A 12007-nucleotide genomic window follows, 5' to 3' on the forward strand; every position below is an offset into this window, starting at 1 on the left:
TCTTAACTTCACTGTTAATAAATTATCCATAATCCATTTCATTTTTTAGTATGAAATAGTATTTTAGCAAATCTGCATAATTTATAATTATTAATGGCTAAACAAACTACTTATACCGAAGAAAATATACGCTCACTCGATTGGAAAGAACATATTCGAATGCGACCTGGTATGTATATAGGTAAGTTAGGAGATGGCTCTTCGCCAGATGATGGCATATACATTCTTATAAAAGAAGTACTTGATAATTCTATTGATGAATATGTAATGGGAGCCGGTAAAACCATTGAAATTTCTGTTAAAGATAAAATGGTTACTGTTCGTGATTATGGCCGTGGCATCCCTTTAGGTAAAGTGGTTGATGTAGTATCTAAAATGAATACAGGCGGTAAGTATGATTCTAAGGCCTTTAAAAAATCTGTTGGGCTAAACGGTGTAGGTACCAAAGCGGTTAATGCACTTTCATCACATTTCAAAGTACAGTCAATTCGTGAAGAACAAACAGCCATTGCAGAGTTTGAAAAAGGTGAGTTAACACTAAATGAAAGCCCTCAACCCTCATCGCTTCGTAAAGGAACAAAAGTAAGTTTTATACCTGACGAGACTATTTTTCATAATTATAAATATAGAAATGAGTATATCATAAAAATGATAAAAAACTATGTGTACTTAAACACTGGTTTAACAGTTATTTTTAATGGTGAAAAATACTTTTCTGAAAATGGATTAAAAGATTTATTAGACGAAAATATTGCAGAATCTGATATGCTCTACCCTATTATACATCTAAAAGGTGATGATATAGAAGTAGCAATAACGCATAGTAAAACACAGTATAGTGAAGAATATCATTCTTTTGTAAATGGTCAGCATACAACTCAAGGTGGAACTCATCAAAATGCGTTTAGAGAAGCCATAGTTAAGACTGTTCGTGATTTTTTCGGAAAAAATTATGAAGCCCCAGACATCAGAAAATCAATAGTTTCTGCTATCAGTATTAAAGTAATGGAGCCAGTATTTGAGAGCCAAACAAAAACGAAGTTAGGTTCTACCGAAATGGGTGGTGGTTTGCCAACGGTTCGTACATTTATCAATGATTTTGTAAAAACAAACCTTGATAATTTTCTACATAAAAATCCTGCTTCTGCAGAACATTTACAAGGCAAAATTTTACAAGCAGAAAGAGAGCGAAAAGATTTGTCGGGTATTCGTAAACTAGCACGTGAGCGTGCTAAGAAAGCAAGTTTACATAACAAAAAGCTCCGTGATTGTCGTGTGCATTTAAATAATCTAAAAAAAGACAATCGTCTTGATAGTACACTTTTCATTACAGAAGGTGATTCTGCTAGTGGTTCTATAACTAAATCTCGTAACGTAAATACCCAAGCTGTATTTAGCTTACGTGGAAAACCATTAAATTCTTTCGGAATGAGCAAAAAAATTGTTTATGAGAACGAAGAATTTAATTTGCTACAAGCAGCCTTGAATATTGAAGATGGTATTGAAAATTTACGATATAATAACATAGTAATTGCTACAGATGCCGACGTAGATGGTATGCACATTCGGTTATTACTCATCACTTTCTTTTTACAATTCTTTCCTGAACTTATAAAAGAAGGTCATTTATATATTCTAGAAACGCCTTTGTTTAGAGTACGAGATAAAAAAGATACATATTATTGTTATTCTGAAGATGAAAAACAAAAAGCTATTAAAAAATTAAGAGGAAAAGCAGAGATTACTCGATTTAAAGGATTGGGCGAAATATCACCTGATGAATTTGCTCATTTCATTGGGGAAGACATGCGCTTAGATCCCGTAATGTTAGATCGTGAAATGTCCATAGAACAATTGCTAACATTCTACATGGGCAAAAACACACCTGATAGACAAAAATTTATTATTGAGAACCTTAAAGTTGAACTAGATTTAGTTGAGGAAGAAGTATAATGCAAGAAGATAGCAACCAAGAAGAACATTTAGACACAAACAAAGAAATCAGTCAAGAAGAAACTTCTTCTCAGGAAACTATTACCCGTGTTACGGGTATGTATAAAGACTGGTTTCTTGACTATGCATCGTATGTTATATTAGAACGTGCTGTACCAGCAATTGATGACGGATTTAAACCTGTACAGCGTCGTATTATGCAATCTATGAAAGACTTAGATGATGGACGTTATAACAAAGTTGCTAATCTAGTTGGCCATACTATGCAATATCATCCCCACGGTGATGCAAGTATTGCAGACGCAATGGTACAATTAGGCCAAAAAGAACTTTTAATTGATATGCAGGGTAACTGGGGGAATATTCTTACTGGTGATCGTGCAGCTGCTTCTCGTTATATTGAAGCTCGTTTATCTAAATTTGCTTTAGAAGTTGTTTTTAACCCTAAAACTACAGAATGGCAAGCTTCTTATGATGGCAGAAGAAAAGAGCCTATTGATTTGCCAGTAAAGTTTCCATTATTACTAGCTCAGGGCGCTGAAGGTATAGCAGTTGGTCTGTCAACTAAAATTTTGCCTCACAACTTTAATGAACTGATTGATGCCTCCATTAAACATTTAAAAGGGCGTAGTTTTAAACTGGTTCCAGATTTTTTAACCGGTGGTATAGCAGACGTTACAAATTATAATGATGGACTACGAGGTGGCAAGATCAGAGTTCGATCTAAAATATCTCAATTAAATAAAAACACATTAATAATTAATGAATTACCATACGGAACTACGACAACTACTTTAATAGATTCCATTCTTAAAGCTAATGAAAAAGGGAAGATAAAGATCAAACGTATTGAAGATAATACAGCTGCAAATGTTGAAATTTTAGTACATCTGCCAAATGGTGTTTCACCAGATAAAACCATTGATGCACTGTATGCTTTTACCAACTGTGAACAATCAATTTCACCTCTCGCTTGTATTATTGAGAATAATAAACCAATTTTTATAGGTGTTACAGAAATGCTTCGTAGATCTACGGATCACACTGTCGATCTATTAAAGCAAGAGCTAGAAATACAGCTTGGTGAATTAGAAGAACAATGGCATTTTGCGTCTTTAGAACGGATTTTTATCGAAAATAGAATTTACCGTGATATAGAAGAAGAAGAAACTTGGGAAGGAGTCATAAAAGCAATAGACAAAGGGTTAAAGCCTCATATTAAACATCTAAAAAGAGCTGTTACTAAAGAAGACATAGTTCGATTGACGGAAATTAGGATTAAAAAGATATCAAAATTTGATATCGACAAGGCAAAACAGCACATAGAAGCTTTAGAAGAGAAAATCGCGGAAGTAAAAGAAAATCTAGCAAATCTTATTGACTATGCTATCGATTATTTCAAAAATTTAAAAACTAAATACAGCAAGGGTAAAGAACGTAAAACTGAGATTCGTGTATTTGAAGACATTGTAGCTAGTAAAGTAGCTATGAAGAATGCTAAACTCTATGTGAATCGTGAAGAAGGCTTTATAGGTACCTCAATGCGTAGAGACGAGTTTGTTACTGACTGTTCTGATATCGATAATATTATTGTCTTTAGAGAAGATGGTAAAATGACTATCACCAAGCTAGACTCTAAGACCTTTGTAGGAAAAGGTATTATTCATGTAGCCGTCTTTAAAAAGAAAGATAAACGCACTGTTTATAATATGATGTATCGAGATGGTAGATCCGGCCCATCCTACATGAAGCGTTTTGCTGTAACAGGCGTAACACGCGATAAAGAATATGACCTTACGGCTGGTAATAAAGCTTCTAAGGTGTTATATTTCTCAGCAAATCCTAACGGCGAGGCGGAAGTAGTTACTATTCATTTAAGGGCTGTAGGCAGCATTAAAAAGCTTAAATGGGATATTGATTTTGCTGATTTAGCGATTAAAGGCCGTGGCGTTAGAGGAAACACAGTTACAAAATACTCTGTAAAACGTATTGAGCTAAAAGAAAAAGGTATCTCTACCCTAAAACCACGAAAAATTTGGTTTGATGATACTGTACAACGCTTAAATGTTGATTCAAGAGGTGAATTATTGGGTGAATTTACCGCAGAGGATAGATTATTAATTATTAATCAGTCTGGTATTGCTAAAACTATCCGGCCTGAACTAACTACGCATTTTGACAGTGACATGATCGTATTAGAAAAATGGACTCCAAATAAACCTATATCTGCAGTACATTACGATGGTGACAAACAACGTTATTTTGTAAAACGTTTTATGATTGACAACCCAAATAAAGAAGAAAAATTTATTACTGACCATCCTAAATCACAGTTAGAAATTATTGCTACAGATTTTAGACCAATGGCAGAAGTAATTTTCTCTAAACGCTCACTTGACTCTGTACAAATAAATTTTGAAGAATTCATTTCAATAAAAGGTATTAAAGCCATTGGAAATCAATTAACTACAGAAAAAATAAAACAGGTTAATTTACTAGAATCATTACCTTATGAAGCTCCCCAAGAAGAAGATATTGAAGTAGTCGATGAAGAAGAAATAACTACCGAAAGCGCTAAAGATTCTGACCAGAAGAAAGAAGAAATAAAGTCTAACGATGGTAATGATGAAGGGCAAATAACACTATTTTAGTATGGGTTTATTTGGATACGAGTTAGCGCTGGATTCTTTTTGGTCTATATTATTGTACTGTATAGTAGTATTGCTTATAGCTTGGCTAATTTCTCGTTTTGCCAGATTTTTATTAGTTGCCTATATCAACCGAAAGAAATCTAATGAACTATACAGCATAACACGCCTAAAGTTTATACGTAATTCTTTAAAATTCTTTATTGGGTTACTAGCTTTTATATTCATTATTTATACTGTACCACAATTTAAAAGTAGAGCAACACTAATTTTCTCTGGTGCTGGTATATTAGCAGCTATTTTAGGTTTTGCAGCTCAAGCAGCTGTTTCTAACTTAATAGCTGGGGCTTTTATTGTTATTTTTAGACCCTTCCGCGTAGGTGATTTTATAAGGTTAGATGATTCTAGGCAAGGTATAGTTCACGATATTACTCTGCGCCATACGGTAATTAATACTTTCGATAATAAAAAACTGATTATACCAAACTCTGTAATAAGTACTGAATCAATTTTTAATAATTCTATCGATGATGAATATGTGCTTAGCTTTAACAATTTTGTAATTGGGCTTAACGCTGATATTGATAAAGCAATTGAAATCATTCGTGAGGAAGCTTTAAAGCTCGATTATATTATCGATAATCGTACTCCTGAGCAAATAATGAACAACGAAGAGCAAATTCGTATTAGAGTTAAAGATATGAACGAGGTTGGCATCTATTTGCGTGCTTTTGTTTGGGTAAAAGAGCCATGGGATGAGTTTAGAGTAAAATCAGACCTATTACAAGCCGTACATAAGCGATTTAAGCAAGAAAGTATTGATTTACCTGTTCCTTTAAGAAAGATGATTGATTAACTTAATCTCTTTATCTTTGATAGAATAAATCTCACCCTAATTTATATTAAATGTATAGAATTATTTATTTACTTGTATTTATGTTACTGCTTAGTTGTGGTAAAGAATCACAATTAGATTACGACTACTTAACACAACTAAATACCTACAGAATTGATAAGATGAATAGCCGTAAGGTTGGTTATTTAAAACTGGTTGTGCTGAGTAAATTGAATGATTCTGTAAATGTTTTCGGAAAGCATAATGATAATAATCTAGTCTTAAATATTGAAAGTCTACCAGATACAATTGGTATTTTTAGCTATAGAGACAGTGCTTTAAATTTTAAAGCGAATAAGGCAATTAAAGTAAGTAATGATAACGATTCTTTAATTACTTCAGTTGACTTAACCTTTGATGAATATGGAAGCTCTCAAAAATTAAAGCACGATCGTTTAACATGGCAAATAATTACTAGAGCTCATAGTCATTTTTTAAGAGTTTGGGATGCTGAAAATCCTGAAGTCAAAACATTTAGAGGTTTTAATTACTTTGATCCTACTAGTGAATTTATTTTTGATGCAAATTTTACACATTACAAGCAAGCTAAAACCGAAAAAGTAAAATCGCAATTAGGTGTGCAGGCTTCAACCAATTTTATTGGTAAAGTAGATTTTAACTACAATGGTCAATTGTATTCTCTAGATGTTGGCACAGGAGGATTTGTAATGGTTGCAGACGATACGAATGATAAAAAAACCTATGGAGGCGGGCGCTATGTGTATATAAATATACCAGAAACGGATGGTAAGATAACTTTAGATTTTAATAAGCTATACAATCCACCGTGCTCGTATAATGATTTTACTACGTGCTTATATCCTCCAAGGCAAAATCATTTACCTTTTGAGCTAAAAGCAGGTGAAACAATAGAAAGAATTTAATAAAAGAGTACTGTCAGTTCGAGTTGAGCAAAGCGAAGTGTCGAGAATTATATGATCCAATTACTTCTCGATACAAAATTCCTGTAGAATTTCACTCGAAGTGGCATTAGGTTAAATAATTCTCTAGAAATGCTACTAGTTTAGCTACTGCCCTACCTCTATGACTAATTGCACTTTTCTCTTGCATGGTCATTTCTGCGAATGATTTATTAAATCCCTCTGGTTTAAAGATTGGATCATAACCAAACCCCTGTTCGCCTCTTTTAGCATGTAATATTCCACCTTTACTAACGCCTTCAAACAAATATTGCTCTCCATTAAGGTTTAAAGCAATTACTGTTCTAAATTGAGCAGATCGATCTTTTTTCTCTGAAAGATTATCAAGTAGCTTTTGCATATTAGCTTCAGAATTATGATAAATACCTGCATAACGCGCAGAATATACACCAGGCTCGCCATTTAAAGCAATAACCTCTAAACCTGTATCGTCTGCAAAACAATTATAACCATAATTTTTGGTGACATAATCAGCTTTTATTTTAGCATTACCTTGTAATGTATTAGCTGTTTCTGGTATATCTTTTGTGCACTTAATATTTGTAAGACTTAATAATTCTATACTTTTTGGTAGTAATTGCTGTACTTCTTGTAGCTTGTGTTGGTTATGAGTAGCGAATATTATTTTCATTTGGCTACAAAAGTAAGAAACAAATGATAGGTATGTAACAATATAAACACCTATCCGTCTCAATTATGATTAACCAATCAAGCTATCATGTCAGAAAAAATATCGCAACAAAAAAAAGCATGGAAAACTATTTTCATCTTTTTAGGTATTGTTACAGTTTTAAGTGCCATATTTCACTATGCAATTGTTAGTTTATATCCATCACGAATCTACATTGGTGCTTTAATGTGGTGTCCAGCAATAGCCGCTTTTATTACTTTAAAACTCCAAAAAAGATCTATTGCTTCCCTCCCATGGCAATGGGGAGATTGGAAATATATTAGATTATCATACCTCGTCCCAATGTTATATGTACTTATTACTTATATTCTAATTTGGAGTTTTGGGCATGGAAGTTTTGCTAACAAAGAAATGATCTTAGAATGGGCTAAAGAGCTTGGCTTGGTAGGAATTGGGAACTTATCCTCTACAGTTGCGGTTATTATTGGGGTTGTTTTGTTAGGAACAGTAGGCGTAATTAGAGCTATGGCAACCACTTTAGGTGAAGAAATAGGTTGGCGAGGTTTTTTTATCTATGAATTAAGAAAGGTACTTTCTTTTTCGGGTGTTTCATTGTTTAGTGGGATTATATGGGCAGCTTGGCATTGGCCAATAATTATTTATTACGGTAGCAATATCTATTTAGAATTGACTACTTTTTTTGTTGTAATCATTTCTATGTCATTTATTATGGCTTATTATACATTTAAATCCAAAAGTTTATGGCCTGCAGTAATTTTTCATGCAGTAAGTAATGTTTATGTGCAGAAAATATTTCCACCACTAACTTCAAAAACTGAAGGTAGTCAACATTGGTTAGGTGAATATGGAATCATGTTTGCTATAGTAACATTGCTATTTGGGCTGTACTATTGGAGAAAAGCAGTTCAACAAAACTTATAACTTTAATCCAAGTTACAGCTAAAAGAGCCTTAATTTATTGAAAATCAAAAAGAAATAGCATTTTATAGTTCGAGCTATTATAAAAGGACTACTTTTGCAACTTAATTAAACAAATTTATTATTATGAGTACTGGTACAGTAAAATTTTTTAATGACTCTAAAGGTTTTGGATTCATAACAGAAGAAGGAAACAATAAAGAGCATTTTGTACACATTTCTGGATTAATCGACGAGGTTAGAGAAGGAGACAATGTTGAATTCGATTTAACAGAAGGTAAAAAAGGATTAAACGCAGTTAATGTAAAAGTAATTTAATTACTTACAATATTTTTTTACAATGTAAAAGCATGTCGTCTGACATGCTTTTTTTATGCTAAATTTTTAACTTATTGATTTTATCAAATAAATAAACGATCTTCGCTATCGGTAAATATAAATCATTAAAATGAATTCCTAATTAGAAATATTCTTTGAAATAATTTCTTTATAATTCCTGCTAGAAATAATAGTGTCATCATTTTCCATAGTGATCATATAGGTGCTATTGTTTAAATATTTTACCTTTTTAAAATAATCTCGATTAATGATATACGATCGGTGTACTCTTATAAAATTAGTAGGAAGTTGTTGTTCTAGCAGGTTAAGAGCTGCTCTATACAAAACAATTTTATTTTTTAAATGAAGTACTGCATATACCGAACTGGCTTCAATATATAATACCTCTTCTACACTTATTGTTTTTTCAAAACCTTTTTCTTTAATAACAAATTCGGTAAGATGCGGCGAAAGTTTTTGATTGTATTCTTGGTATAATGACACAAACTTTTCGCTAAAAGTAGCTTGCTGAAAACGCTCTATTGTTGACTTAGCTCTATTAAATACTTCATAGAATCGCTCATCGCTATATGGTTTTAACAGATAATCAAAAGCTTTTACTTCAAAAGCTTTTAAAGCATATTGATCATAGGCCGTTGAAAAAATTAGTAATGTTTCTGCCATTTCTAATTGTGATGCAACTTCAATACCTGTAAGCTCTGGCATATTAATATCTAAAAAGATAATGTTAGGTTCTTTAGTCTTTAAGAAGTTTAACATTTCTTGTCCGTTCTTGCATTCATAAACCATAGTTACATCAGCGTCTTGCTCTAACAATCCTTTAATATAGCGCCTAGCATGTGGTTCGTCATCAACAATTAAAACGGACAATCTCATATACTTTATGTTTTAATTAACTTAAGCTTCACTTCAAAAAAACCATCCTTTTTCTCTGCTGAAAATTCTTGTTGGTTCTTAAAAAACAACTTCAATCTATTCTTTAAATTCTCTAAACCATGCTCGGTAGAATGTGCTACTGTACCTCTATCCTTTTTCGGTATTGAATTTGTTAAGGTTAAAAGCAAATTACTCCCTTCTAAGTTTGTCGTGAGATGGATCTTTCCTTTTCCTCCTATCCTAGAAATTCCATGTTTAAAGGCATTCTCAATAAGCGGCTGTAAAATAAGTGCCGGAACTTTAAAAGGCAAGGTTTCATAATCCACATCTAATTCAACATCTAATCTGTCGTGAAAACGTTCTTGTTCAATTTCAAGATAATTTTTAAAATATTCTAATTCTTCAGCAAGGGTAATTAACTGCTCATCTCTTCTATCTAGCATCTTACGCATTAAATGTGTAATCTTAATAATCATCTTTTTTGCCTTAGCATCCTCATAACCTATTAAGGTATTTAAAGTATGCAAGGCATTAAATAAAAAATGAGGATCAAGCTGAGAACGCAAAGCATTTAATTGAGAAGAGTTCAGTTCATTCTTTAAAGAAATCACCTCTAATTTTTGCTTTTGAATGGTTGTATAGGCCTCTATTGCTTTTATAATTAAAATAATTATTACAAGATCTGAGAGCCTACTTAATAAGGATTTTAAGATAAAAGGTTTAAAGTCTTGCCAAACTTCAGAAATGTTCAAACTCCCTACTCCAACCAAATAGATATAATAAATAATATTGGTAATTAGTAGGTGAAAAATTAAGAGTAGCGAAAAAGATATAAAAGCTTCGCTAATACGTTTAGCTATACTTTGTTGCTTATTTTGAAGCTCAATAAGTGCTCCATATATATAATCTAGAAGCAATATCCATACAAAATAATTGGTTAAAAAGAATACCACATATTGCAATACTCCTTTATGAGTTATAACCGCATTCGCATTACTTATATGTATAGCTATTATTAAACTTATAAGAGTAGCTATAAGGTAGAGAACTCTCTTTTCAATACTTAGTTTATGTCTTACTAATATTTTCACTCGGTAAAAGTAATCAATATTTACAGTGAACAATACGCAGCCATTGTCATTCAAATCTCTAATTGCCATTTACAACTTAAGCCTTTTTTTCCTTATACAACGACTCTACTTTTGTGTCGAATTAAAAATTAAACAAAATGAAAACAATTATTTTAAGTGTAGCTGTTATTCTTTTAACTATAACAACCAACTTTGCACAACCTCAATATGCTTCTTCAGAAACAAAAGAAGTTATTGAAAAAATGATCAACGCACATGGCGGCTATGATAAATGGAAGAATTTAGAAACACTCACATTCACTAGTGCTATGCATAGTGAATCCTTAGGGTTTCTACGATTTTGGATCAAAACCCAAACAGTAGATATGAAAACTCGTAGATCATATCAAGATTGGCCACTTGTTGGCTCTAAATTGAGTTACGACGGTGAAAAAGTTTTTACAACAGATTGGCGTGTGGGTAATCCTCCTAATCATCAACATTCAGTATTTTACTACTATGTGAACTTACCATGGTTAACACAAGACAACAATGTGAAATTAGGTAACGTAGAAAAAGTAAAGCACAAAGGCTTTAAAAATGAAGTGTATAAAGTGAAAATGTCTTTTACTCAGACCCCAACACTTGGTAAATCTAAAAAAGACACATATACACTCTATATTGATAGCGAAACTTATATTTTAAGCGGTTATGAATATACCGTTGGCTATGGTGCTTTGCTGGATGTTTTAAAAATACCTCAAGACAAAGAGGTTTTCGGGCCAGTATTAAGAATTAATAACTATACAGCAGATATTGGCGGACTTAAATACCCAATATTAATGACAACCAATAGCTTAGATCTTACTAAGCAGTACGGAGATCATGCACTTTATGATTTCAAACTAAACGAAAAATTTGACGAAGAACGCATGAAAATGCCTGCTAATGCTGTAATTGACGACTCTAAAGACGAACGAAAAATTGCAGGCAAATCCTAAACAATTTTTTAATAGACCTAGCCAATATTTTTAATGGTTTTTGGTATTGGCTTTGGTCTATTGGCATAATATTTTAATAACAATGAGGAATACAAAATATATAAGCTTATTTATTCTAGGCATTATTTTAAGCCTAATACTTTTTATATATATTCCTTATCTAAACTTATTACTGACGTTTATAATTATTGTTGCATTTGCATTTTCAAATTACAGCAACTATCTAACTAGCTTATTTAAAAACAATAAGTCAATTTTTAAACTACTAATAACCTCATTTATTTATGCGGTTTTATTGGTTCTTATAGGTTATATTTTAAAACCGGTAATTGAGAGCTTAACCAACTTGCCAATTAATTATGGGAGTTTTGAAACTATTGCAGGTAAACCTAATCTTCTCTTTATTAGTCTAGGTATTGGATGGTTAGTAGGAGGCTTATTAGAAGAAACAATTTTTAGAGGATATATATTGCAAACTATAGAGAGTTTATTGCCAAAGAAGTTAGGTGTAATACTTGGTGTTTTATTTTCATCACTATTATTCGGTTATTTACATGATTATCAAGGCATATCTGGACAAATTATAACTGGTATTACCGGAATGCTATTTGCTATAATTTATCTCTATCATAAAAGGAATTTATGGCTAAATGTACTTACTCATGGGTTTTTAAATTCTATCAGTTTATTACTTCTTTATATAAATTAAATCTT

General features: G+C 32.1%; 11 protein-coding genes. 8 read left to right on the plus strand and 3 right to left on the minus strand.

What is annotated here, in order from left to right; all coding sequences use genetic code 11:
* The first annotated feature begins 93 nt into the window (after positions 1 to 93).
* The 4 genes from AC1EUV_RS06385 to AC1EUV_RS06400 are packed head-to-tail and all read left to right on the plus strand — an operon-like array spanning position 94 to position 6380.
* Positions 94 to 1953, plus strand: a complete 1860-nt coding sequence (locus tag AC1EUV_RS06385) for a DNA topoisomerase IV subunit B (RefSeq protein ID WP_480197846.1) — start codon at positions 94 to 96, stop codon at positions 1951 to 1953.
* On the plus strand, positions 1953 to 4604 hold the full coding sequence (locus AC1EUV_RS06390) for a DNA gyrase/topoisomerase IV subunit A (RefSeq protein ID WP_480197847.1): 2652 nt from the start codon (positions 1953 to 1955) through the stop codon (positions 4602 to 4604). The genes AC1EUV_RS06385 and AC1EUV_RS06390 overlap by 1 nt, the downstream gene beginning before the upstream one ends.
* A 1-nt stretch (position 4605) precedes the next feature.
* On the plus strand, positions 4606 to 5457 hold the full coding sequence (locus AC1EUV_RS06395; protein ID WP_480197848.1) for a mechanosensitive ion channel family protein: 852 nt from the start codon (positions 4606 to 4608) through the stop codon (positions 5455 to 5457).
* Between the two features lie 50 nt (positions 5458 to 5507).
* Positions 5508 to 6380 (plus strand): DUF1684 domain-containing protein, encoded by an 873-nt coding sequence (locus AC1EUV_RS06400; protein WP_480197849.1) that lies wholly within the window; start codon positions 5508 to 5510, stop codon positions 6378 to 6380.
* Between the two features lie 106 nt (positions 6381 to 6486).
* On the opposite strand, the gene AC1EUV_RS06405 is transcribed toward AC1EUV_RS06400, so the two are convergent.
* A complete protein-coding gene (locus AC1EUV_RS06405; protein WP_480197850.1) occupies positions 6487 to 7068 on the minus strand; it encodes a non-canonical purine NTP diphosphatase in 582 nt (193 codons plus the stop codon).
* A gap of 87 nt (positions 7069 to 7155) precedes the next feature.
* On the opposite strand from AC1EUV_RS06405, the gene AC1EUV_RS06410 reads away from it, so the two are divergent.
* On the plus strand, positions 7156 to 8010 hold the full coding sequence (locus tag AC1EUV_RS06410) for a CPBP family intramembrane glutamic endopeptidase (protein WP_480197851.1): 855 nt from the start codon (positions 7156 to 7158) through the stop codon (positions 8008 to 8010).
* Positions 8011 to 8133: 123 nt separating this feature from the next.
* On the plus strand, positions 8134 to 8325 hold the full coding sequence (locus AC1EUV_RS06415) for a cold-shock protein (RefSeq protein WP_339754736.1): 192 nt from the start codon (positions 8134 to 8136) through the stop codon (positions 8323 to 8325).
* Positions 8326 to 8463: 138 nt separating this feature from the next.
* On the opposite strand, the gene AC1EUV_RS06420 is transcribed toward AC1EUV_RS06415, so the two are convergent.
* Both AC1EUV_RS06420 and AC1EUV_RS06425 read right to left on the minus strand, forming a co-directional pair.
* The gene (locus AC1EUV_RS06420) at positions 8464 to 9222 is read right to left on the minus strand and encodes a LytR/AlgR family response regulator transcription factor (RefSeq protein WP_480197852.1); all 759 of its coding nucleotides are present in this window, start codon (positions 9220 to 9222) and stop codon (positions 8464 to 8466) included.
* A 5-nt stretch (positions 9223 to 9227) separates the two neighbouring features.
* The gene (locus tag AC1EUV_RS06425; RefSeq protein ID WP_480197853.1) at positions 9228 to 10313 is read right to left on the minus strand and encodes a sensor histidine kinase; all 1086 of its coding nucleotides are present in this window, start codon (positions 10311 to 10313) and stop codon (positions 9228 to 9230) included.
* Between the two features lie 137 nt (positions 10314 to 10450).
* On the opposite strand from AC1EUV_RS06425, the gene AC1EUV_RS06430 reads away from it, so the two are divergent.
* Together AC1EUV_RS06430 and AC1EUV_RS06435 are read left to right on the plus strand one after the other, a co-directional pair.
* Positions 10451 to 11293 (plus strand): hypothetical protein, encoded by an 843-nt coding sequence (locus AC1EUV_RS06430; protein WP_480197854.1) that lies wholly within the window; start codon positions 10451 to 10453, stop codon positions 11291 to 11293.
* Between the two features lie 82 nt (positions 11294 to 11375).
* The gene (locus AC1EUV_RS06435; protein ID WP_480197855.1) at positions 11376 to 12002 is read left to right on the plus strand and encodes a CPBP family intramembrane glutamic endopeptidase; all 627 of its coding nucleotides are present in this window, start codon (positions 11376 to 11378) and stop codon (positions 12000 to 12002) included.
* Positions 12003 to 12007 lie beyond the last annotated feature (5 nt).

It is taken from the genome of Maritimimonas sp. 2304DJ26-3 (assembly GCF_056591635.1).

What these genes read in the sequence shown, in the direction of transcription:
- AC1EUV_RS06385 (WP_480197846.1), top strand. Translation starts at nt 94, where the DNA reads ATGGCTAAACAAACTACTTATACCGAAGAAAATATACGCTCACTCGAT.
- AC1EUV_RS06390 (WP_480197847.1), top strand. Translation starts at nt 1,953, where the DNA reads ATGCAAGAAGATAGCAACCAAGAAGAACATTTAGACACAAACAAAGAA.
- AC1EUV_RS06395 (WP_480197848.1), top strand. Translation starts at nt 4,606, where the DNA reads ATGGGTTTATTTGGATACGAGTTAGCGCTGGATTCTTTTTGGTCTATA.
- AC1EUV_RS06400 (WP_480197849.1), top strand. Translation starts at nt 5,508, where the DNA reads ATGTATAGAATTATTTATTTACTTGTATTTATGTTACTGCTTAGTTGT.
- AC1EUV_RS06405 (WP_480197850.1), bottom strand. Translation starts at nt 7,068, where the DNA reads ATGAAAATAATATTCGCTACTCATAACCAACACAAGCTACAAGAAGTA.
- AC1EUV_RS06410 (WP_480197851.1), top strand. Translation starts at nt 7,156, where the DNA reads ATGTCAGAAAAAATATCGCAACAAAAAAAAGCATGGAAAACTATTTTC.
- AC1EUV_RS06415 (WP_339754736.1), top strand. Translation starts at nt 8,134, where the DNA reads ATGAGTACTGGTACAGTAAAATTTTTTAATGACTCTAAAGGTTTTGGA.
- AC1EUV_RS06420 (WP_480197852.1), bottom strand. Translation starts at nt 9,222, where the DNA reads ATGAGATTGTCCGTTTTAATTGTTGATGACGAACCACATGCTAGGCGC.
- AC1EUV_RS06430 (WP_480197854.1), top strand. Translation starts at nt 10,451, where the DNA reads ATGAAAACAATTATTTTAAGTGTAGCTGTTATTCTTTTAACTATAACA.
- AC1EUV_RS06435 (WP_480197855.1), top strand. Translation starts at nt 11,376, where the DNA reads ATGAGGAATACAAAATATATAAGCTTATTTATTCTAGGCATTATTTTA.